This window comes from Streptomyces durbertensis, from assembly GCF_014156695.1.
Lineage (GTDB): Bacteria > Actinomycetota > Actinomycetes > Streptomycetales > Streptomycetaceae > Streptomyces > Streptomyces durbertensis.
Genome location: NZ_WMLF01000042.1, coordinates 1 through 21,323, shown reverse-complemented (window position 1 = coordinate 21,323; position 21,323 = coordinate 1). Strand labels below are relative to the sequence as shown.

24 protein-coding genes are annotated in these 21,323 nt (G+C 73.8%); 11 read left to right on the top strand and 13 right to left on the bottom strand.

Translation table 11 applies throughout. The features are described 5' to 3' along the window. Window positions 1-49: 49 nt before the first annotated feature. The 4 genes from GL263_RS05035 to cutA all read left to right on the top strand — a co-directional run bounded on the left by GL263_RS05035 (window position 50) and on the right by cutA (window position 3,834). Window positions 50-544, top strand: coding sequence for a VOC family protein (locus GL263_RS05035; protein ID WP_182854342.1), 495 nt, complete (start codon window positions 50-52; stop codon window positions 542-544). A 486-nt stretch (window positions 545-1,030) separates the two neighbouring features. After that, entirely contained in the window at window positions 1,031-3,145 is a 2,115-nt protein-coding gene (locus tag GL263_RS05030) for a S9 family peptidase (protein ID WP_182854341.1), read from the top strand. A gap of 98 nt (window positions 3,146-3,243) precedes the next feature. Further along, entirely contained in the window at window positions 3,244-3,489 is a 246-nt protein-coding gene (locus GL263_RS05025; protein ID WP_182854340.1) for a hypothetical protein, read from the top strand. A 21-nt stretch (window positions 3,490-3,510) separates the two neighbouring features. Further along, a complete protein-coding gene (gene cutA, locus GL263_RS05020) occupies window positions 3,511-3,834 on the top strand; it encodes a divalent-cation tolerance protein CutA (protein WP_182854339.1) in 324 nt (107 codons plus the stop codon). On the opposite strand, the gene GL263_RS05015 is transcribed toward cutA, so the two are convergent. Next, window positions 3,798-4,382: a zf-HC2 domain-containing protein gene (locus GL263_RS05015; protein WP_182854338.1), complete on the bottom strand. Its 585-nt coding sequence runs from the start codon at window positions 4,380-4,382 to the stop codon at window positions 3,798-3,800. The two genes, cutA and GL263_RS05015, sit on opposite strands and share 37 nt — an antisense overlap. After that, entirely contained in the window at window positions 4,379-5,179 is an 801-nt protein-coding gene (gene sigE / locus GL263_RS05010; protein ID WP_182854337.1) for an RNA polymerase sigma factor SigE, read from the bottom strand. The genes GL263_RS05015 and sigE overlap by 4 nt, the downstream gene beginning before the upstream one ends. Window positions 5,180-5,470: 291 nt before the next feature. On the opposite strand from sigE, the gene GL263_RS05005 reads away from it, so the two are divergent. Beyond that, the gene (locus GL263_RS05005) at window positions 5,471-6,079 is read left to right on the top strand and encodes an O-methyltransferase (RefSeq protein WP_438947917.1); all 609 of its coding nucleotides are present in this window, start codon (window positions 5,471-5,473) and stop codon (window positions 6,077-6,079) included. Window positions 6,080-6,199: 120 nt separating this feature from the next. Here the strand turns inward: GL263_RS05005 and GL263_RS05000 are convergent, their stop codons facing one another. Further along, window positions 6,200-6,367 (bottom strand): DUF3117 domain-containing protein, encoded by a 168-nt coding sequence (locus tag GL263_RS05000; protein ID WP_181354972.1) that lies wholly within the window; start codon window positions 6,365-6,367, stop codon window positions 6,200-6,202. Window positions 6,368-6,697: 330 nt separating this feature from the next. Here GL263_RS05000 and GL263_RS04995 point away from each other — a divergent pair, with 330 nt between their 5' ends. Then, window positions 6,698-7,486 (top strand): enoyl-CoA hydratase-related protein, encoded by a 789-nt coding sequence (locus GL263_RS04995; protein ID WP_182854336.1) that lies wholly within the window; start codon window positions 6,698-6,700, stop codon window positions 7,484-7,486. Between the two features lie 39 nt (window positions 7,487-7,525). On the opposite strand, the gene GL263_RS04990 is transcribed toward GL263_RS04995, so the two are convergent. After that, on the bottom strand, window positions 7,526-8,116 hold the full coding sequence (locus GL263_RS04990; RefSeq protein WP_323379246.1) for a DNA-3-methyladenine glycosylase I: 591 nt from the start codon (window positions 8,114-8,116) through the stop codon (window positions 7,526-7,528). After that, entirely contained in the window at window positions 8,109-8,597 is a 489-nt protein-coding gene (locus tag GL263_RS04985) for a DivIVA domain-containing protein (RefSeq protein ID WP_182854335.1), read from the bottom strand. The genes GL263_RS04990 and GL263_RS04985 overlap by 8 nt, the downstream gene beginning before the upstream one ends. A gap of 189 nt (window positions 8,598-8,786) precedes the next feature. Here GL263_RS04985 and folP point away from each other — a divergent pair, with 189 nt between their 5' ends. Continuing rightward, entirely contained in the window at window positions 8,787-9,647 is an 861-nt protein-coding gene (folP, locus tag GL263_RS04980; RefSeq protein WP_182854334.1) for a dihydropteroate synthase, read from the top strand. A 68-nt stretch (window positions 9,648-9,715) separates the two neighbouring features. On the opposite strand, the gene GL263_RS04975 is transcribed toward folP, so the two are convergent. Continuing rightward, window positions 9,716-10,489, bottom strand: coding sequence for an LOG family protein (locus tag GL263_RS04975; RefSeq protein WP_438947916.1), 774 nt, complete (start codon window positions 10,487-10,489; stop codon window positions 9,716-9,718). Between the two features lie 107 nt (window positions 10,490-10,596). Continuing rightward, entirely contained in the window at window positions 10,597-11,676 is a 1,080-nt protein-coding gene (dapE, locus tag GL263_RS04970) for a succinyl-diaminopimelate desuccinylase (RefSeq protein ID WP_182854332.1), read from the bottom strand. Window positions 11,677-11,724: 48 nt separating this feature from the next. Between dapE and GL263_RS04965 the strand changes: the two genes are divergently transcribed. Then, entirely contained in the window at window positions 11,725-12,768 is a 1,044-nt protein-coding gene (locus GL263_RS04965; protein ID WP_182854331.1) for a VldE C-terminal domain-containing protein, read from the top strand. Window positions 12,769-13,046: 278 nt separating this feature from the next. Continuing rightward, window positions 13,047-13,490 carry an ATP-binding protein gene (locus GL263_RS04960; RefSeq protein WP_182854330.1) on the top strand — a complete coding sequence of 148 codons (444 nt, stop codon included), beginning with the start codon at window positions 13,047-13,049 and terminating at the stop codon, window positions 13,488-13,490. Window positions 13,491-13,575: 85 nt separating this feature from the next. Here GL263_RS04960 and dapC read toward each other — a convergent pair whose 3' ends face one another. After that, window positions 13,576-14,670: a succinyldiaminopimelate transaminase gene (gene dapC / locus GL263_RS04955; protein WP_182854329.1), complete on the bottom strand. Its 1,095-nt coding sequence runs from the start codon at window positions 14,668-14,670 to the stop codon at window positions 13,576-13,578. 160 nt (window positions 14,671-14,830) lie between these two features. Further along, a complete protein-coding gene (fdxA, locus tag GL263_RS04950; protein ID WP_182854328.1) occupies window positions 14,831-15,157 on the bottom strand; it encodes a ferredoxin in 327 nt (108 codons plus the stop codon). A gap of 114 nt (window positions 15,158-15,271) precedes the next feature. Here fdxA and GL263_RS04945 point away from each other — a divergent pair, with 114 nt between their 5' ends. Continuing rightward, window positions 15,272-16,351 carry a GNAT family N-acetyltransferase gene (locus tag GL263_RS04945; protein ID WP_182854327.1) on the top strand — a complete coding sequence of 360 codons (1,080 nt, stop codon included), beginning with the start codon at window positions 15,272-15,274 and terminating at the stop codon, window positions 16,349-16,351. A 44-nt stretch (window positions 16,352-16,395) separates the two neighbouring features. After that, window positions 16,396-17,259 (top strand): transglutaminase family protein, encoded by an 864-nt coding sequence (locus tag GL263_RS04940; RefSeq protein ID WP_182854326.1) that lies wholly within the window; start codon window positions 16,396-16,398, stop codon window positions 17,257-17,259. A gap of 72 nt (window positions 17,260-17,331) precedes the next feature. Here the strand turns inward: GL263_RS04940 and GL263_RS04935 are convergent, their stop codons facing one another. The 4 genes from GL263_RS04935 to GL263_RS04920 form a co-directional block, all read right to left on the bottom strand. Continuing rightward, a complete protein-coding gene (locus GL263_RS04935; protein ID WP_228456115.1) occupies window positions 17,332-19,416 on the bottom strand; it encodes a peptidoglycan binding domain-containing protein in 2,085 nt (694 codons plus the stop codon). Between the two features lie 79 nt (window positions 19,417-19,495). After that, on the bottom strand, window positions 19,496-19,879 hold the full coding sequence (locus tag GL263_RS04930) for a DUF6113 family protein (protein ID WP_182854325.1): 384 nt from the start codon (window positions 19,877-19,879) through the stop codon (window positions 19,496-19,498). Beyond that, entirely contained in the window at window positions 19,876-20,787 is a 912-nt protein-coding gene (gene mshB / locus GL263_RS04925; RefSeq protein ID WP_182854324.1) for an N-acetyl-1-D-myo-inositol-2-amino-2-deoxy-alpha-D-glucopyranoside deacetylase, read from the bottom strand. Before mshB ends, GL263_RS04930 begins: the two co-directional genes overlap by 4 nt. 58 nt (window positions 20,788-20,845) lie before the next feature. Further along, window positions 20,846-21,040: a hypothetical protein gene (locus tag GL263_RS04920; RefSeq protein ID WP_182854323.1), complete on the bottom strand. Its 195-nt coding sequence runs from the start codon at window positions 21,038-21,040 to the stop codon at window positions 20,846-20,848. Window positions 21,041-21,323 lie beyond the last annotated feature (283 nt).

Sequence of the window (21,323 nt, the reverse complement as noted above, 5' to 3'; positions counted from 1 at the left end):
GAGGGAACACGGCCCACGAGAGGCCGTCGGCACAGTGAGGAGCGGGACGATGCCCGAGAAGAAGATCACCACGTGTCTGTGGTTCGACGACGAGGCGGAGGCGGCGGCCGACTACTACCTGTCCGTCTTCGGCGACGGCCGGATCACCGACGTCCGGCGGTACTCCGAGGCTGGCCCCGGCGAACCCGGCTCGGTCGTGTTTGTCCTCTTCGAGCTGTTCGGCCAGCCGTTCATGGCGCTCAACGGCGGCAAGGCGGACTGGTCCTTCAACGAGTCCGTCTCCTTCCAGGTCCAGTGCGAGGACCAGGCGGAGGTCGACGACCTGTGGGCCAAGCTCACCGCCGACGGCGGCCAGGAAAGCCAGTGCGGCTGGCTCAGGGACCGCTACGGCGTCTCCTGGCAGATCGAGCCGAAACGCCTCCTCGAACTTCTCGCCGACCCCGACCCGGCCCGCGTCGCCCGCGTCACCGAGGCGATGCTCACCATGCAGAAGATCGACATCCCCGCCCTGGAGGCCGCCGCCCGCCAACCCACCACGCCCTGACCCCCTCCGGCACGATCCCGGCTACCGTCTCAGCGCACGGCCCGGCGACAGCCTCCGGGCCGCCACCCCTCCCGGCCTGGAAAGCGAGCCGTGCGCATGGCCGACCGACAGCGACCGGCTTCTGGTCCCGTGTCACCACGAGGTCGTGCCCGCCCCCGACCTGTCCGAGGAGATGGGCGATGCCGTGCCGAGAGGCATCGCCGGCGGTGATCTCGCGCGCGTTCTGGGAGAGGAGACGTGGGGACCCTGCCGGAAGCGGGCCGCGCGTGGGTGGAGTCGGCGGCACCTTCCCACGGTGATCGGGGTTGTGTCGTGGCGGTGGGGCGTGCCTAGACTGCCGAGAGCCGGGCTGGGGCCGCCTGTGTGATGTGCCCGCCGGCTGATGTTCCTTAACCCGTCGCCTGTGATCAGGGGAGCCGTGTCCTCGGCTCCCCTGATGGCGTTTTCCGTGCCGTTTGCGGTCAGCCGCGAGGAGTGTGTTTCCGCATGCCGTTGTCGTCAGCGCGTGAGAGGTTCGCCCGGCAGTACGCCCGGACCCGCCGGTTCGCTCTCGGGGTTCCGGGTTCGTTTGTGGTGTCCGAGGGTGGGGAGCGGGTGCTGTTCGTCCGGAGTCGGGGGGCGGAGGACCCGGTGTCCTGTCTGTGGCTGTTGGCGGACGGGCGGGAGGTGCTGCTCGCGGACCCGGTCCGGTCGGGTGGCGCCGGGGACGACGTGCCGGAGGCGGAACGTGTGCGCCGGGAACGGGCCCGGGAGCGGGCCACCGGCATCGTGGCGTTCTCCGCCGACGCGGCCGTCCGCACGGTCGTCTTCACGCTGGGCGGCGAGGCGTGGTGGCTGCGCGTGGACGGCGGGGTGGCGCCGACGCGGCTGTCGCTGCCGGGGCCGGTTGCCGTCGCGCGGATTGATCCGACGGGGCGGCGGGTGGCGTGTGTGGTCGACGGCGCCGTGTACGTCGCCGAGTTGGAAGGGGGCGCGGCCGCGCGGCGGCTGGCGGTGCCGGAGCACGCCGACGTGCGGTACGGGCTGGCCGAGCACGTCGCCGCCGAGTCGATGCACCGGCCGGACGGGCTGTGGTGGGCGCCGGACGGGCGGCGGCTGCTGGTGGCGCGGGTCGACGAGTCCGCCGTGCGGCGCTGGTGGCTGAGCGACCCGGCGGACCCGGCGGCCGCACCTCGTGCCGTCCGCTACCCGGCCGCCGGAACGGACAACGCCGACGTGCGGCTGTATGTCCTGGACGTCGACGGCCGACGGACGGAAGTCCGTTGGTCGCGCCGCGAGTTCGAGTACCTGGCGAGTGCGGTGTGGGACGCGCACGGGCCGCTGCTCAGCGTGCAGAGCCGCGACCAGCGGACCGTACTGCTGCTCGCCGCCGATCCCGCGACCGGCGAGACGCGGGAGCTGTGGCGGCAGCGGGACGACAGGTGGGTGTCGCTGGTGCCGGGCGCGCCGGCGCGGACCCGGGCGGGCCGGCTGCTGCACGTGGAGGACCACGGCGGTAGCCGGCGGCTGTGCGTGGACGGTGAGCCGGTCACGCCCGACGGGCTGCACGTCGACCGGGTACTCGGTGCGCCCGGTGGGGAGTCGGTGTACTTCGCGGGCGGCGAGGAGCCGACCGAGGAGCATGTGTGGAGCTGGTCGCCGGGGGAGGGGCTGCGGCGGCTGACCAGCGTGCCCGGGACGCACACCGCGCGTCCGGCGGCGGGCGGCGCGCTGGTGCTGGTCTCCCGGACGGAGGAGCGGCTTGCCGAGGTGACGCTGCGGCGTCCCGGGCGGGCGGACGTGCCGATCGGGGTGCGGGCCGCCGAACCGCTGCTGCCGCCGCGCGCGGTCCCTCTGCGGGCGGGGGCCCGCGAGGTGCGTACGGCGCTGCTGCTGCCGTCCTGGTACCGGCCGGGTGGCGGACGTCGACTCCCGGTCCTGCTCAGCCCGTACAGCGGGCCGGCGATGCGGCTTGTCACCCGGACCCGGCATCCGCTGCTCTGCGAGGCGCAGTGGTTCGCCGAGCACGGCTTCGCGGTGGTCGTCGCGGACGGTCGGGGGACGCCGGGGCGGGGCCCGGCGTGGGAGAAGGCCGTGCACGGCGACACGCTCGGGCCCGTCATCGAGGACCAGCTCGACGCGCTGCGGGCCGCCGCACGCCACTGCCCCGACCTCGACACAAGCCGGGTCGCGATCCGGGGCTGGAGCTACGGCGGCACGCTCGCCACCGCCGCCGTGCTGCGCCACCCGGAGGTCTTCCACGCCGCGATAGCCGGCGCCGCGCCCAGCGACCAGCGGCTCTACGACACCCACTGGCGGGAACGCTTCCTCGGCCATCCGGACGACAACCCCGCCGCGTACGACCGGTGTTCGCCGGTGAACGAGGCGGCCGGGCTGCGCCGCCCGCTGCTGCTGATCCACGGGCTCGCCGACGACAACGTCGTGGCCGCGCACACGTTGCGGCTGTCGGCGGCGCTGCTCGCCGCCGGCCGTCCGCACCGGGTCCTCCCGCTGCCCGGCGCGACCCACGGCACCATGGACGAGGCCACGGTGGTCCGCCTGCTGGACGCACAACTCGACTTCCTGGCCGAGTCGTTGGCGCCGAGGAGCACGCAGGGGTGAGGAGAGGCGGCCGCCGGCCCGACGGGATTCAGCCTTTTGAGTGATCGGCTCGTTACAACCGGTTGCCGTCGAGGCGGTGCGGCGGGAACATTCCCGGGGTGAGTCTGACTACCGATGGGCGGGCGCCCGGGCCGGTGCGGTTCTACCTGATCTGCGATCGCGGCGGCTGCCAGGAGCGGATCTGCTTCGACCTGGTCATCTCCGAGCCGCCGCCGAACCAGGACGAGGACCTGTTCGGCAACCTGCTGCACGAGGCCGCCGCCGCCACGCCGTACCTCACCGAGCGCGGCTGGGGAATCACCCGGGGCGGCGAGGGCTACTGGTGTCCCGGGTGCCGCCGCTGACCAGGCCGTAGGGTCGGGGCTATGACGGACAGTGGACACGTGGTGGTGGTCACGACCACGGACGCGGAGGACAAGGCCCACGAGCTCGCGGGCGCGGTGATCGGCGCACGCCTCGCCGCGTGCGCCCAGGTGTACCCGATCTCCTCCGTCTACCGGTGGCGGGGGAAGGTCGAGCGCGACCAGGAGTGGCGGATCGACTTCAAGACCCGTGCCGACCTCGTCGAGCCGTTGACCCGGTACGTCACCGAGCACCACGACTACGACGAGCCGGAGGTCGTCGCCCTGCCGATCACGGGCGGCTCGGCCGACTACCTGAACTGGGTGACGGACGAGACGACCCGCTGACGGCCGGCCCGCCCCGCCGTGGGCGCGGGGCCGGAGCCGGTGGGTCCGGTGCTGAGCGCCCCGCCGAGCGCGACGGCCGCCAGGGAGAAGGCACCCGCCGCGGCGAACGCCAGCCGCCGCCCGCGGGAGGCGGCGCGCTCCAGCTCGACGCTGCGGTCCTCGGTGTCCGGACCGCGATGGATACGGAAGCCCCGCTGCGCGTCGAACACCTCCGCCGGGCCGCCGAACGGGGCCGGGGCCGAGCCGCCGGGCAGCTCGCCACCGGGGAACGGCAGGGCGGGGCCGGGCGGCTCGTCGGCACGCAGAGGGCCCGCCGGCAACCCCTGGAGCCGGGCCAGCAGGCCGTCGCTCGGCGGGGGCGGGGCGGTGTCCGCGAAGAAGCTCTTGACCTGCCGCTGGGCGTCCGCCTCGGCCTTGCAGCAGGCGCAGGTGGCGAGATGGGCGAGCACCCGCTCGCGGGCGTCGTCCTCCAACTCGCCGTCGATCAGCGCCGCCAGCCGGTCGCCCAGGTGCAGCTCGGCCGGAGACGGCTCGGCCGTGGCGCTCACCGGGCACCGACCTCCCCGAGCGGCACCTGGCCCACCGCCCCGACGGCCAGCGGCACCCGCTGCTCGGCGCGGCGCTCCGGAGACCGGTGCTTGAGGGCCTTGCGGAGGTGGGAGCGGCCCCGGTGGATGCGGCTGCGGACCGTTCCGAGCTTCACACCGAGCGTCGCGGCGATCTCCTCGTAGGACAGCCCCTCGATGTCGCACAGCACCACCGCCGCCCGGAACTCCGGGGCGAGCGTGTCCAGCGCCTGCTGCACGTCCGCGTCGAAGTGGGTGTCGTTGAAGTGCTGCTGCGGGGAGGGCTCCCGGCTGGGCAGCCGCTCGGCGGCGTCGTCCGCGAGCGCGTCGAACCGGATGCGCTGCTTGCGGCGCACCATGTCCAGGAAGAGGTTCGTGGTGATGCGGTGCAACCAGCCCTCGAACGTGCCCGGCGTGTAGGTGGACAGCGAGCGGAAGACGCGGACGAAGACCTCCTGGGTGAGGTCCTCGGCGTCGTGCTGGTTGCCGGTGAGCCGGTAGGCGAGGCGGTAGACCCGGGCGCTGTGGGTGCTGACGATCTCCTCCCACGAGGGAGGCGTCCACGCCTGACTCTCCGCGTCCGCGGTGAACACCGCGGTGGTCACCGGGGCCTCCTCGGTCGCGGTGTCAACGGCGGGGCTGCGGTCAGCGTTGTAGGTCACAGATGTTGGCTTGCCGGACGACCGGCGGAAGCGCGCCAGCACTCCCCGGCCACCGGCCGAAGCCGCACCTCCCCTGTCGGCTCTGGTGGTGTCCAGTGGAGCACCCACCTTAGCCATCTGCCCCGTTAGCTCCGGATAAGAATCCGGGCCCGTCCGCGCACCGGATCGCCGGTCGGCGTCCGCGCGGACCCGCCCGGCACCCTCGACGCACCTCACTGTCGGCCTCACACGCGGCCCCCGTCCCGGTCTGCTCGTACCGCCTCGGTCACCTGTCTGTTCCAACGCGTGATCCCCTCCCCTGGTTCCCCGGGGCAGCGGATACAGTCACGGTGGCGCGGACCGTGGGACAGGAGAGGGACGATTACCGTCAACCGGCAGACGAGCTGGGCGTTCGCCGACGCGTACGGCGTGGAGCACGCCGACAGCGCGGCCAACGTCGCTCTGGCCTGGGCTCGGGAACGCGCGCTGGAGGTCGGCGCCAGGAGCGTCTCGGACGGCACCGGGGCCGCGCTGCGGCTGCTGGCCGCCGCGACCGACGCCAAGGCCGTCGCCGAGATCGGCACGGGCACCGGGGTCTCCGGGATCCACCTGCTGCTGGGCATGCGCCCGGACGGGGTGCTGACGACCGTCGACATCGAACCGGAGCGCCAGCAGTTCGCCCGCCAGGCGTTCCGTGCCGCCGGCTTCGCCGGGAACCGCGCCCGGATCATCGCCGGCCGCGCCCTGGACGTGCTGCCCAGACTGGCCGACGGCGGCTACGACCTCGTCTTCTGCGACGGGGACCACCTGGAATGCCTGGACTACCTGGGCGAATCGTTGCGCCTGCTGCGCCCCGGCGGGCTGGTGTGCTTCGAGGGCGTCTTCGCCGAGGGACGCACCGTCGACTCGGCCGCCCAGCCGGCGGAGGTGCTGCGGCTGCGGGACCTGCTGCGGACGGTGCGGGACAGCGCCGAGCTGCTGCCGTCGCTGCTGCCGGTCGGCGACGGCCTGCTGTGCGCGGTCAAACGCGCCCGCTGACGCTCGGACACGGGTACTCGTACCCGGGAGACACGTCACCGCCCCCGGAAGGCGTCCCTTCCGGGGGCGGTGCGGTGTGATGAGGTTCAGCTCCGCACGGTCGTGCGGCCTCGGGTCACCTCAGCCGGTGACCTTCTTCAGCTCCTCGCCGAGAGCGACCGCCTCATCCGGGGTCAGCTCGACGACAAGCCGGCCGCCGCCCTCAAGCGGAACGCGCATGATGATGCCCCGCCCCTCCTTGGTCACCTCAAGCGGACCATCGCCCGTCCGCGGCTTCATGGCCGCCATGCTCGTTCCCCTTCCTGAAACCAGCTAGAACCTGCTCGTCGCAGGCGACAACCCAGATGTCACCGGCATCGAACACATTGCTTCTCAGCCATTATCCCGCATGGCGGGACCCGATGACCAACATCGGCAGGCATCATCTGTGCAACGCGCCCAGTCAAAAGCGGATCAAACCCGCGAACCGCCTGCGATACTGCGCCCCCGCGCCGCCCACGCCACCGGCGCCGGGGATTTTTGACGGGTCTGACGGCTCTGCGGGGTTTGACGCAGCTCACAGCGGCGAGGAGCCGGGCCGCGGTTCCGGGCGCCGATGATCTCCGCCATGCTGTGCCCATGGCCGACACCGTGCTCTACGAACTGACCGACGGACTGGCGACGATCACGCTGAACCGTCCCGACGCGATGAACGCGCTCGACAACACCACCAAGGAAGCGCTCAGGGACACCCTCGCCAGAGCGGCGGAGGACCCCGCCGTGCGGGCCGTGCTGCTCACCGGCAGCGGGCGGGCGTTCTGCGTGGGCCAGGACCTCAAGGAGCACGTCGAGGCGCTGCGCGCGGCCGGCGGCCAGGCCCTGACGACGGTCCAGGACCACTACAACCCCATCACCCTGGCCATCGCCGCCATGCCCAAGCCGGTCGTCGCGGCGGTGAACGGGGTGGCGGCCGGCGCCGGCGCGGGCTTCGCGTTCGCCGCCGACTACCGGATCATGGCGGACACCGCCGCGTTCAACACCGCCTTCGCGGGGATCGCGCTGACCGCCGACTCCGGCATCTCCTGGACGCTCCCCCGGCTCGTCGGTCCCGGACGCGCCGCGGACCTCCTCTACTTCCCGCGCAGCGTGAAGGCGGAGGAGGCGCTCGAACTGGGCCTCACCCACCGGGTGGTGACGTCCGGTGAACTCCCGGCCGCCGCCCTGGAGGTGGCCCGGCGGCTCGCCGAGGGGCCGACCGCCGCCTACGCCGCGATCAAGGAGTCGATGGCGTTCGGCGCCTCCCACTCGCTTGCCGAGACACTGGAGAAGGAGGGGGAACTCCAGGTCGCCGCGGGCGGCACCCACGACCACCTCGCCGCCGTCGAGGCGTTTGTGAAGAAGGAGAAGCCGCGCTTCACGGGCCGGTGAGCGCCACGGGCCGGCGACCCCGCCGGCCGGTGAGTGTGGTCAGCCGGTGCGCGGCGTGCGGAAGGCGCAGCCCGCGAGGTGGTCGTTGACCACGCCGCACGCCTGCATCGCCGCGTAGGCCGTGGTCGGCCCGACGAACCGCAGGCCGCGCCGCTTCAGCTCGGCGGCCAGCGCCACGGACTCGGCGGTGGTGGCCGGCACCTGCCCGGTGTCCGCCGGTGCCGGCCGGTCGGCACCGGCGGCGGGGGCGAAGGACCAGAGCAGTTCGTCGAGTTCGCCCGGCCGCCAGGTGGCGAGCAGCCGGGCGTTGGCGAGGGTCGCGTCGACCTTCATCCGGTTGCGGATGATCCCGGGGTCGGCCAGCAGCCGGGCCCGGTCGGCGTCGGTGAAGGCGGCGACGTGGTGGATGCGGAAGCCGGCGAAGGCCCGGCGGAAGCCCTCCCGGCGCCGCAGGATCGTCAGCCAGGACAGGCCGGACTGGAACGCCTCCAGGCTGAGGCGTTCGAAGAGCGCGTCGTCGCCGTGGACCGGGCGGCCCCACTCGCCGTCGTGGTAGTCGGTGTAGTCGGCGGGGCCCACACCCCACGGGCAGCGCGGCAGCCCGTCCGGCCCCGCGACGGCCTCACCCACCGGACCCGCGCCCCTCGGCTCGGTCGCCCTCGTCCCCGTCCCGCTTGTCGTCGGCGGGGGCCTGTGCTTCCGGCTCGGGAGTCTCCCCGGGCCGCTTGACGAGGTCGGGGCCCGAGCCCGGCGGGGCCGCGTCGGCGAACAGGTCGGGGCGGGCGGTGGCGGCGGCCCTGTTCCCGGCCAGGGTGGCCTCCAGTTCGGCGATGCGGGCGTCCCGGACGGCCAGTTCGGCGGCCAACCGGTCGAGCACGTCGTCGACCTCGGCCATCCGGTAGCCGCGCGGCGCGAGCGGCAGCCGCAGGTCGTCCACGTCGGCGCGCACCAGCGGCCGGTCGAGCGGCAGTCCGACCGTGGGCCGCTCGGGCACCGGGTCGGTGAGCCCGCCGCGCACCGGGCCGCCGCCACCGCCGACGCCGCTGCGGGCCACGGCGAGCGTGACCGCGCCGACCACCAGCAGCAAGCCGATCAGCATGAACCAGAACAAGACAGTCGCTCCCCGTCGTGCGTCCGCTGCACCACCGCAGCGTCCGACGATCCTGCCATGCCGCGCCCCCGAGGGTGTCGCCCGCGACCGGGGACGTCGTGGGGAGCGGCGGCTCCGACAGGGCCTAGGCTCGCCGGTGCGCGCGCGTGTCGCGTGGCGCACAGGCGCGGAGCGACCAGGAGGAATCTCATGCTGCGGCTCGGACGGCGGGAGTTCGGGGAGCACGAGCCGGTGATCATGGCCATCGTCAACCGGACGCCCGACTCGTTCTACGACCAGGGCGCGACCTTCCGGGACGAGCCGGCGCTGGCCCGGGTCGAGCAGGCGGTCGCGGAGGGCGCGGCCATCGTCGACATAGGGGGTGTGAAGGCCGGTCCCGGCGAGGAGGTCGACGCGGCGGAGGAGATCCGCCGGACCGCGGGCTTCGTCGCCGAGGTGCGCCGCCGCCACCCGGACGTGGTGATCAGCGTGGACACCTGGCGGCACGAGGTGGGCGAGGCGGTCTGCGAGGCCGGCGCGGACGTGCTGAACGACGCGTGGGGCGGCGTCGACCCGCGGCTCGCCGAGGTCGCCGCGCGGTACGGCGTGGGGCTGGTCTGCACGCACGCCGGCGGTGCCGAGCCGCGCACCCGCCCGCACCGGGTCGGCTACGACGACGTGATGGCCGACGTGCTGCGGGTGACGGTCGGTCTGGCCGAGCGGGCCGTGGCGCTCGGGGTGCGGCGGGACGCCGTGATGATCGACCCGGGGCACGACTTCGGGAAGAACACCCGGCACTCGCTGGAGGCCACCCGGCGGCTGGACGAGATGGTCGCGACGGGCTGGCCGGTGCTGGTGTCGCTGTCCAACAAGGACTTCGTCGGGGAGACGCTGGACCGCCCGGTCAAGGAGCGGCTGGTGGGCACGTTGGCGACCACGGCGGTCTCGGCGTGGCTGGGCGCCCGGGTGTACCGGGTGCACGAGGTGGCCGAGACCCGGCAGGTGCTGGACATGGTGGCGTCGATCGCCGGCCACCGGCCCCCGGCGGTGGCCCGCCGGGGGCTGGCCTGAGCCCGCGGCCCGGCCCGAACCGCACCCGCACCCGCACCCGCACCCGCACAGCGCTCAGGCGAAGGAGGTCACTTGGTGACCAGCGCCACCGCCTCGTCCACGTCGTCGGTGACGTGGAGCAGTTCCAGGTCGGCGGGGGCGACCTTGCCCTCGCCCGCGACGGTGCTCTTCAGCCAGTCCAGCAGTCCGGCCCAGTACTCGGAGCCGTAGAGCACGATCGGGAAGCGGGTCACCTTGCGCGTCTGGACGAGCGTCACGGCCTCGAACAGCTCGTCCAGCGTGCCCATTCCGCCGGGCAGCACCACAAAGCCCTGCGAGTACTTCACGAAGCAGGTCTTGCGGACGAAGAAGTACCGGAAGTTGACGCCGAGGTCGACGTACTGGTTGAGGCCCTGCTCGAAGGGCAGCTCGATGCCGAGTCCGACGGAGGTGCCGCCGGCCTCGTAGGCGCCGCGGTTGGCGGCCTCCATGGCGCCGGGGCCGCCGCCGGTGATCACGGCGAAGCCGGCCTCGGCGAGGGCGCGGCCGATCGCGACGCCGGCCGCGTACTCCGGGGAGCCCTCGTGGGTGCGCGCCGAGCCGAACACGCTGATGCCGGGGCCGACCTCGGCCAGCGCACCGAACCCCTCGACGAACTCCGACTGGATGCGCATGACCCGCCAGGGGTCGCGGTGGATGAAGTCGGAGGGTCCGGTGGATTCGAGCAGGCGCTGGTCGGTGGTGCCGGGCTGCACCTGGCCGCGGCGGCGGACCACCGCGCCGAGTCGCTGCTCCTGGGGCTCCTGCTCCTGCTCCGCTGCACTCGTCATGTGTCGTGCTCCCTCCGGTTGATCTCGGGCCAAGAGTACGCAGGCCGAGGTGACCGTGGCCGTAACTCACGGGTACGGTCCGGCCCCCCGGGCGCGACGTCCGGTGCGGCCTCCGGCGTGACCTCCGCCCCGGCGGTCGGTCAGGCCGTGAGCCAGCTGCGCAGCCGCTCCTCGCAGCGGAGGATCACCGCCGTGTCGACGCGCTCGTCGACGCGGTGGGCCAGGCTGGGCTCGCCGGGCCCGTAGTTGACCGCCGGGACGCCGAGCGCGCTGAAGCGGGCGACGTCGGTCCAGCCGAACTTCGGCTGCGCGGTGCCGCCGACGGCGGCCATGAAGGCGACGGCGGCCGGGTGGCCCAGACCGGGCAGCGCGGCGCCGCTGTGGTCGTCGACCTCGAACTCCGCGACCGGGCAGTCGGCGAAGACCTCGCGCACGTGGGCGAGGGCCTGCTCCTCGCCGAGGTCGGGCGCGTAGCGGTAGTTGACGGTGACGACGCAGGCGTCGGGGATGACGTTGCCGGCGACGCCGCCCTCGACGCGGACGGCGTTGAGGCCCTCCCGGTACTCCAGGCCGTCGATGGTGACGCGGCGCGGCTGGTAGGCGGCGAGCCGGTCGAGCACGGGCGCCGCGGCGTGGATGGCGTTCTCCCCCATCCAGCCGCGGGCGGAGTGGGCACGCTGGCCGGCGGTGTGCAGCCGGACCCGGAGGGTGCCCTGGCAGCCGCCCTCGACCTGGCCGCTGGAGGGCTCCAGCAGTACCGCGAAGTCGGCGGCGAGCCAGTCGGGGTGCGCCTTCGCCACGTGGCCGAGGCCGTTGAGGTGGGCGGCGACCTCCTCGTTGTCGTAGAAGACGAAGGTGAGGTCGCGGTTGGGTTCGGGGACCGTCGCGGCGATGCGCAGCTGGACGGCGACGCCGGACTTCATGTCGGACGTGCCGCAGCCCCACAGCACGCCGTCCTCGTCGAGGCGGGACGGCACGTTGTCGGCGATCGGGACGGTGTCGATGTGGCCGGCCAGCACGACGCGTTCGGCCCGGCCCAGGTCGGTGCGGGCGAGGACGTTGTTGCCGAACCGCAGGACCTCCAGGTGGGGCAGTTCGCGCAGGGCCAGCTCGACGGCGTCGGCCAGCGTCTTCTCGTCGCCGCTCACGGAGGGGATGTCGACGAGTTGCGCGGTCAGCCGCGCGGCGTCCTGTCGGAGGTCGAGCGTGTCCTTTGCCATGGGCAGGACCCTACCCGGCGGGTCCGAGACGGCGGATAGGCTGCGCGTATGGCCGAAGGTGGGACTGGCGAGCAGGGCGGGAAGCGGGGCGGGCGGCTGCGGGTCGCGGCCGCCGTCGTCGTGCTGCTGACACTGGCCGGCTACGCCGTGGTGCAGGTCGCCAGGGACCGGCTGTGGGAGCCCGATCCGTACCACTGCGTGGTGCGGGGCGGCGAGGACGACTCGCCGTACCACCTGGAACCGCAGATGCTGCGGAACGCGGCGACGATCGAGGCGGTCGGCAGTGCGCGTGGCCTTCCGGAGCGTGCGGTGACGATAGCCCTGGCGACGGCCATGCAGGAGTCGATGCTGCGCAACATCGACTACGGCGACCGGGACTCGGTCGGCCTGTTCCAGCAGCGCCCCTCGCAGGGTTGGGGGACGGTCGAGCAGATCATGGACCCGGTGTACTCGGCGGGGAAGTTCTACGAGCGCCTGGTGGAGGTGCCGGACTACGCCGGGCTGCCGCTCACGGTCGCGGCGCAGCGGGTGCAGCTGAGTGCCTTCCCGGACGAGTACGCGAAGCACGAGCCCCGCGCCGGACAGTTGGCGGCCGCACTGACCGGGCGCCGGCCGGCGGCGGTGAGCTGCGGCGGGAAGCGCTCCGAGAAGCCGCGACCGGGCGACGCCGGCGAGGTGCGGGAGAAGCTGGTGCGGGAGTTCGGTCCGGAGCTGCGGCCGACACTGGTGGCCGGCGGTGCCGGGCGCGGTGCGCCGGGGGCCGGGCTGTCGATCCCGGTCCGCCCGGTGGAGCGGGGCACGGAGGCCGCCGAGCGCCGCGCGAACGCGGAGCCCGCCGCCAGCCGTGGCCATGGCGGTGGCCGTGACGATGACGAGCGGGCCGTCGTGCGGCGGGGGTGGCAGCTGGCGCACTGGGCGGTGGCGAACGCCTCCCGGTTGGGGATCGAGCGGGTCGCCTACGCGGATCGGGTCTGGGAGGCCGGGGACACCGCCGATCCGGCCGATCGCTGGCGGAAAACCGACGGCGCGAAGCGGAGTGACGTGCGCCTGACGCTGGTGCGTCAGATTTCTTCCGTTCACCCGCAGGAGTAGGTTCCACAATCACCGGGCTGACTTCGGCGCGGCGCGTTGCGAGCGCCGCCGGAGAGCGCCCCGGAACGCCGGATGCCTTGCGGCGCTTGGCCTCCGCCGTACCGGCGGGGCAACCCTACTGCACGGATTGCCCTCTTTGCCCCATCCATACAATGCGACGCATTACCAATCCTTTACCTTTGTCGGCCGCAACCTCGGGGCCGCCGGACGCGATAGGCACTGCGTCTGGCCGGGCACTCGCCCGGATTTCCCGAATATCTCTCCGTCAAAGGAGCAACATGTCCTTCACGCGCCGGATCGCCAAGAGCGCACTGCTGACGGCCGCGGGCGCCGCCTCCGTCGTCGGTGCGGCCGCAGGCTCCGCCAACGCCGTGGACCTGCCCAAGGGTCCCGAACTCGGTGGCCTCAGCAACCTGGACAACCTGAACGGCGAGAACCTCGACACCGCCACCCAGAACGTCACCAAGCTCGCCGGCGCCGCCGGCGGCGAGGCCGTGCGCACCGGTGTGCCGGCCGCCGGTGAGGTCGCCGGCCAGCTGACCCGCTCGGCCGCCCCGGCCGAGGGCGCCACCGACATGCTCGGCAAGACCGTGAAGACCGTCTCCGACGGCGGCCTGCCCACGGACGCGCTGGGCAGCCTGCCCACCGAGTCCCTCGGCGGCCTGCCGCTGGCCCCCAGCTCCCTGGGGAACGCCTCGATCGGCGGCGTGCCGCTCGGCTGATGTCCGCACGTCGCACGGGAGGAGGGGCCGGACGCCACCGCGTTCGGCCCCTCCTCCCGTTGTGCCGCTCTCAGGGGCGACGGTCTCAGGACAGTCGGCGCACCGCCGCCGCGACCCGCTCGTCGGTCGCGGTGAACGCCACCCGCACGAACTTCCCGCCGGCCGGACCGTAGAAGTCCCCCGGCGCCACCAGCACGCCGTGCTCGGCGAGTTCGGCGACCGTCTCCCAGCACGGCTCGTCCCGGGTCGCCCACAGGTACAGCGACGCCTCGCTGTGCTCGACGCGGAACCCGCGCTTGTCCAGCGCCGCACGCAGCGCCGCCCGGCGTGCCGCGTACCGCTCCCGCTGCTCCGCCACGTGCGCGTCGTCGCCCAGGGCCGCGATCACCGCCTCCTGCACCGGCGCCGGCGTCATCATGCCGCCGTGCTTGCGGACCTTCAGCAGCTCACCGACGACCTCCGCGTCGCCCGCGACGAACGCCGCCCGGTAGCCGGCCAGGTTGGAGCGCTTGGACAGGGAGTGCACCGCCAGCAGACCGGAGAAGTCGCCGTCGCAGATGTCGGGGCGCAGCACCGAGACCGGCTCGACGTCCCAGCCCAGCTCCAGGTAGCACTCGTCGCTGGCCAGCAGGACGCCGTGCTCCCGCGCCCAGCGGACCGTCTCGCGCAGCTCGTCGGCGGACAGCACCCGGCCGGTCGGGTTGGACGGCGAGTTCAGCCACAGCAGCCGCAGCCCGGCCGGGTCCAGCTCGGTGGGCGAGTCGTAGACCACCGGCTCCGCGCCGGCGAGCCGGGCGCCGACCTCGTAGGTCGGGTAGGCCAGCCTCGGGTACGCCACCCGGTCCCCCGGCCCCAGGCCGAGCTGGATCGGCAGCCAGGCCACCAGCTCCTTGGAGCCGACGACCGGCAGCACGTTCCCGTGCCCGACCCCCCGCGCGCCGAGACGGCGCTCGCACCAGCCGCTGATCGCGTCCCGCAGCGCGGGCGTCCCCCACACCGTGGGATAGCCGGGCCGGTCCGTGGCGGCGGCGAGCGCCCGCTGGATCAGCGGCGGGACCGGGTCCACCGGGGTGCCGACCGACAGGTCGACAAGACCGTCGGGATGCGCCGCGGCGGTCGCCTTGTACGGCTCCAGCCGGTCCCACGGGAAGACCGGCAACCTGGACGAGACGGGTGGCACGTGCTGGCTCGCTTTCTCTTCGGCTCCCCGGGCGGCGCCGCGGGGAGCCCTCGTGGAAACGCCGCGGTCCCGCGCGGCATCCCGGGTGGGGTGCCGTGCGGGACCGCGGCGGGGTGTGACCGCGGTGGCCGCGCGCGGCCGCCGTCGTCACACCGTCGGATCACTCGTCGTGCTCCTGCGGCGGGAGCGCGGCGACGATGGGGTGGTCCCGCTCGATGAGGCCGAGCTTGCTGGCGCCACCCGGCGAACCCAGTTCGTCGAAGAACTCGACGTTCGCCTTGTAGAAGTCCTTCCACTCCTCCGGGGTGTCGTCCTCGTAGAAGATCGCCTCGACCGGGCAGACCGGCTCACACGCCCCGCAGTCGACGCATTCGTCAGGGTGGATGTACAAGGACCGCTGGCCCTCGTAAATGCAGTCAACGGGGCATTCCTCGATGCACGCCTTGTCCTTCAGGTCGACACAAGGCTGCGCGATGACGTAGGTCACGCTCTCGTTCCTCCTCGGTAGGGCTCTTCTCGCGCGGGAGCGCGGCGTCGTCGATGCCCACCTCTAGTATCGCCGTTCCGGACGAGCACAGGTACAAGAGGGTCGAGCAGATCAGTGGAGTTCACCATGAGCGGACGGCTTGAGGTCCGTGTCAGCCCCTCTGACGTGGGGAAACGGGTGTCCGTACGAAGTTTGGCCGCCCCCGGGCCGGAAGGGGATCCGACCGGTCCGCGCTTCACCGACACCGTCGGCGTGCTCACATCGTGGAACGCCGGCGTGCTTCACGTCACACGACGGAACGGCGAACGCGTCCGCATCGCGGAAGACCGGCTCGTCGCGGGCAAGGTGGTGCCCGCCGCGCCGGCCCGGGTGCGTGGGCTGCCGGCCGCCGACACCGCCGAGCTGGAACGGGTCGCCGCGCGCGGTTGGCCGGCCGTGGAGACCGAACGGCTCGGTGACTGGCTGCTGCGGGCCGCCGGCGGCTTCACCCGCCGCGCGAACTCCGTCCTCGCGCTCGGCGACCCCGGGCTGCCGCTGGACGAGGCGTTGGAGCGCGTACGCGCCTGGTACGCGCGCCGGGCGCTCCCCGCGCACGTCCACACCACCGTCGGCGGCCCGGACACCGGCGAACGGCTGGCCGCCGCACTCGCCGACCGGGGCTGGCGGCCGGTGGCCCACGCCGAGGTGTGGACCGGCGCGCTCGCCCCGATCGTCGACCGGGGCGTCGACACCTCCGCGGTGCGGCTCTCCCGGGAGGCCGACGAGGCGTGGCTGGCACGCTACAACCGCTCGGCGGGGCTCGGCCCGCAGGCGCTCCGGGTACTCGGCGGCGGCCCGTCGGTGTGGTTCGCCACGGTGCCGGACGGGCCGGATGAGCCGGGCGGGCCGACGATCGAGGACGCCGCCGGCGAGGCCGCCGGGTCCGGGGCGCCGGCCGCGATCGGCCGCGTGGTGGTGGACGGCCGCTGGGCCGGTTTCGGCGCGGTGGAGACCGCCCCTCACCTGCGCCGCCGCGGCCTGGCCGCCGCCGTCGTGGCCGCACTGGCCGAGCGCGCGGCGTCAGAAGGCGCCCGGGCGGGGTACCTGCAGGTGGAGACGGACAATGAGGCGGCACGCGCCATGTACGGACGGCTCGGCTTCGCCCGCCACCACGGCTACCAGCACTGGCGCGCGCCCGACGGACCGCGGAGCTGACCGGACCGAGTCGCGCGAGCGACGCGACGCGGGGGAGGGAAACGATGACGGACCAGGACAGCGGAGACGGGGCACAGCGCCTCTTCGCCGAGGCCGCCCGCACCGACAAGCCGGACCTGGCCACCCTGTGCCTGCTGCTCGGCGAGCTGGTGGCGCCCGGCCGGGGAGCGATGGACCGGGACGAGGGCGAACGGGCCGTCGACGAGGGCCAGATCGAGCTGGACCGCCTCACCGGCGAACTGCCCTTCGCCACGCACCGCGGCCCGGTCGACTGGGCCGTGACGCTGCGCGCGCTGCTCGGTGAGCGGCTCGGTTTCCACGGCGACCGCGACGACTACGAACGGCTGGAGTCCTCCCAGCTCGGCAACGTCCTGCGGCGGCGCCGGGGGCTGCCGATCCTGCTGTCGGTGGTGTGGATCGAGGTGGCCAGGCGGGCCGGCGCGCCGGTGCACGGCGTCGCGCTGCCCGGCCACTTCGTCGTCGGCTTCGGCGAGCCGGACGGCGAACACGTGCTGGTCGACCCGTTCGCGGGCGGCCGGCTGATGAGCGAGCAGGAGGCGGAGCTGCTGGTGGCCGGCGCGACCGGCCGACCGCTGTCCCGCGCGATGCTCCAGCCCGCTCCGCCGCTGGAGATCGTCTCCCGGGTGCTGAACAACATCCGCTCCTGGGCCGCTCAGCGGCCCGAGCACACCGATGTGGCGCTGGCCGCCGTGGAGCTGGGGCTGCTGCTGCCGCACCACCCGGCCAGGCTGCGCTACGAGCGGGCCCGACTGCTCGTGGAGCGCGGTGACTTCGTGGGCGGCGCGCGCGGCCTGGAGGAGTACGCGACGCTGGTGGCGGCGATGGAGCCGCAGGCGGCCGAGGCCGCGCACCGCGAGGCGCGCGCCGCCCGCGCGCGGCTGAACTGACGCAGGCCCGGGCGAGGAGTCCGGGGGAGTCCGGTGGGGGCGCACGGCGACGGCCGTGCGCCCCCACCGCTCTCAGCCCTGGGTGGCGCCCTCGACGACGGCGTACCGCCGCTGCGGCTCCGGCGGCGCGGGCTCGGCCAGCGCCTTGGTCATCGCACTCGCGGCGTGCTTGGGCGTCATCGGCACCGGGCCGGTACCGGCGTCGATCACCACACCGTCGAACAGCGTGCCGTACTTCGCCGCCAGCGCCTCGGGGTCCACCACCGGCTGGAGACGGCCGTTGCCGGCGGGCCGCATCGTCAGGAACTCGCCGATGGTCCGCTGGCTGAACGGCACCTCGACCGAACCGGCCTTCAGCCACACCCAGCCCGACATGGCCGGCTCGCCGAACTCCTTGATCGCCCGCTGGAACTCGGCCTGGGTGACCTTCGGCTCCTGCTTGCTCACCGGGAGCGTCACCGCGCTGTCCCGTCCGGTGGCGGCGCGCTGGCGGTAGGCGGCCTCTACGGTGTCGGCGGCCCGGTCGGCGTCCACCGCCATGGACGCCTTGCCGGGGACGGCCACCGGCTTGCCGTCCTCGAAGCGCACCATGCCCTCCTGGGCCCCGTTGGTACCGCCGGCGCCGGCGAGTTCGGTCAGCGCCGCCCGCAGCTTCTCCTCGTCCACCTTGAAGACCGGCTGCGCCTCACGGGTTCCGCCGACCAGCGACGCGATGACGGAGACCGGGTTGTAGTCCCGTCCGGTGGCACCGCGGACCGTCTCGTCGGTGTCGAGGGAGAGCCCGGCGACGCTCGGCTTCAACTGCTGCTCGGCGCCGTCGACCTCCAGCACCAGCGGGTCCGTGGTGCGGGAGCCGAGCGCGGCGTTCAGCTTGGCCACGGCCTCCTGCTGCGTCGAGCCGCCGATGTCCACGCCGAGCACGGTGGTGCCGTTGGGGATGTCGGAGTGGTCGAGCAGCAGACCGGCGCCGTAGGCGATGCCGACGAGACCGGCGGCGGCCACGCCGAGCAGCACCAGCTTGGAACGTCCCTTGCGGGCGGGCGGGTCCGGCTCGCTGAAGGTGAACGGCTCGGGTTCCGGCTCCGGCTCCTCACGGCGGCGCGGGTCGGCGCCGGGGCCGGGCGGCGGCACCGCCGGTCCCGGGACCCCGGGACCGCTGGCCGACGGGCCGTCGGCCGGCGCGCCGGTCGGCGACGGACCGGCCGGCGACGGGCTGGCGGGGCTGCCGGCGAACGGGTCACGAGGCCCGCCGCCGGTCGGCCCGAACGGGTCGCGGGGCACGTCACCGCTCGGCGCGAACGGGTCCCGGGGCACGTCACCGCTCGGCGCGAACGGGTCCCGGGGCACGTCACCGCTCGGCGCGAACGGGTCGCGCGGCACGTCACCGCTCGGCGCGAACGGGTCCCGGGGCACGTCACCGCTCGGCGCGAACGGGTCGCGCGGCACGTCACCGCTCGGCGCGAACGGGTCGGCCGCCTGCCGCGCTTCGGGGCCCGGCGGGACGACGGGAATGCCCTGCGTCTCACCGGCCGGCGTCGGCGGCTTCATGATGCCGGTGATGTCCGAACCCGGGGGCGGGCCGAGCACCGGCGGGACCGCGGGCTCCGGACCGCCGGCCGGCGGCGGTGTTCCCGGCGTCTGCTGGAACCCGGGCGGCAGGCTGGGCATGTCGCCGGTGGCCGGGCCGCTTGTGGGGCCGGCCGGCGGCGTCCGGCGCGGCAGCGGCGCCGGGCGTCCGCCGGGGCGCTCCGTGCCGCTGGAAGCGGCCGGGCCCGCGCCGAAGGCGGGGGTGCCGCCGGGCGGGGTCTCGCCGCGCGCGGCGCCGGTGGGGGTGCCGCGCGGCGGCGTGCTCGTCTGGCCGCTCCCCGCCGGGGGCGCCTTGCGGGGAGCGAACCAGGAGCTGGCGCCCGTGGACTCGCTGGAGGAGGGCCCCTTCGGAGCTTCGGAGGCGGCCGCGTCCGCGGCACTTCCGGGAGCACTGGCGGGGGCGCCGGCGGAGTCAGCCGCAGCCGGGTCCACCGGCTTCCGCACGACGACCGGGGGAATCGGCCGCGACCCGGGGATGTTGATGCGCACCCGGGTCGTCAACGTCGTCTCGGTCTTGGGTTCCTCGGGCTCGCTCCCGTTCCGGAACGAGCTGTCACTTTCACGGCTCAAGGCAGGTTCTCCCGGTTGTATCCGCCGCACCCGTTCGTCTTACTGGTCGTGCCAGTACGGCTCGCCGGCGGCCCCCACCTTACTGGGGGCGCCCCGCCCGGTCGCCGGGACCGTCAAAACGGGACCTGGGCGGACGCAGCACAGTGGCGCACATCACAACGAGCAGCACGCCCCCGTAGAGGAACAGAGCGGCACTCAGATCGGTGACCAGGAAGTCCCCTTCGGGCCTCACCCAGAAGGTGAACGGGAGTACGGTGAGCGCCCATCCGGCGCCCGCCGCCCACGGGCCGGACCGGTCGCCGGTGAGGACCAGCGCGCCGTAGGCGAGACCGCCGAGCCCGGCGAGCGCGAGCAGCAGCCCGCCGGGGAACCAGCCGGCGTGTGTCACCAGGCCGGCGAAACCCACCAGGGCACCGAGGAGGAAGAGTCCGAGCAGTCGCGCCCGCAGCAGCCAGGGGTTCACCGCTCGGTCCCGTCGACCGGCTCGACCCCGGCGATTCCGTCGATCCCGTCGAAGAGATCGGTCGCCGGCGGGCCGGCGGGCCCGGAGCCGTCGGGCAGCCGGTAGCACTCGGTGGTCTGCACGGGCTGGCCGAGGCCGTTGGACAGCGCGAAGTGGGCGCCCTCCACGACGATCTGGGTGGCGTGGGCGCTCATCGCGGCGACCTTCGCGGCGGTGTACCGCTCGCCGCCCTCGACGCGCACGGCGACAAGTTCGTCCGGCACGACGCCCGGGATGTCCGAGACGTCGGTGTCGCCCGGGAACGGGTTGCCCGCGAACGCCTCGGCGTCGACCGCCGAACGGGGTACGCAGTTCCAGTAGGTTCGGGCGATCCGGTGCGCTTCGCCCAGTTCCGGGCGGAACGCCGGGTCGGCGGCGAGTTCCGCGGCCCGGGTGGCGACCCGGTGCGCCTTGATGTGGTCGGGGTGGCCGTAGCCGCCGTCCGGGTCGTAGGTGACCAGGACGTGGGGGCGGGTCTCGCGGACGGTCTCCACGAGCAGCGCGGCGGCCTCGTCCAGCGGGGCCTGCCAGAAGCACTCGGGCCGGTCGTTCTGGGGGGTGCCCCTCATGCCGGAGTCGCGGTAGCGGCCGGGCCCGCCGAGGAACCGGTGGTCGCTGACGCCCAGTTCGCGCATGGCGGCCGCCAGCTCGCCGATCCGGTAGGGCCCCAGGTTGTCGCCGCGGTCGGGTGCCAGGTGCGCCAGGTCCTCCGGGATGACCTCGCCCTCCTCACCGAGGGTGCAGGTGACGAGGGTGACGGCGGCGCCCTCCGCGGCGTACCTGGCCATGGTGACGCCGTTGTTGATCGACTCGTCGTCGGGGTGGGCGTGGACGAACAGCAGTCGCGGTCGGTTGGAGGGCGCACTCATGGAGCCGAGCCTACGCGCCCGGGCACGCCCTCCCGCCGAACGGTCACCGACGGCCGGGTCAGAACTTCAGACCGCTCACCATGTTGGCGACGCTGGTGGTCAGGTCGCTGATGGTGGGTGCGATCGAGGAACTGGCCAGGTAGAAGCCGAACAACATGCAGACGACGGCGTGCATGGCCTTGAGCCCGGACTTCTTGATGAGCAGGAAGACGATGATCGCCAGCAGCACAACCGCCGAAATCGAGAGTGCCACGGCGGCTCACCTCCAAGGACGTACGGTCGCTAACGGCAGGGCGTGGGCCGTCGGGGCACCAGGGGGTTCATACCCCGGTCCCGACGGTGCGCAACTGATCATAACTTTCGGTGAGTCGGCATTGGTCGGTGCACGGGAGCAGAAGGGGCGCATGTCTCACGTCCTCGGGCAGGCCGGTCGCGGGTCAATCGCGCGATACCCAAAGGGACATGACGGCAAAACCTCAGCCGGACGTCGATCGCCCCACACCCGTGGCCGGCGTAGCGGCCGTACGCTCCCACCA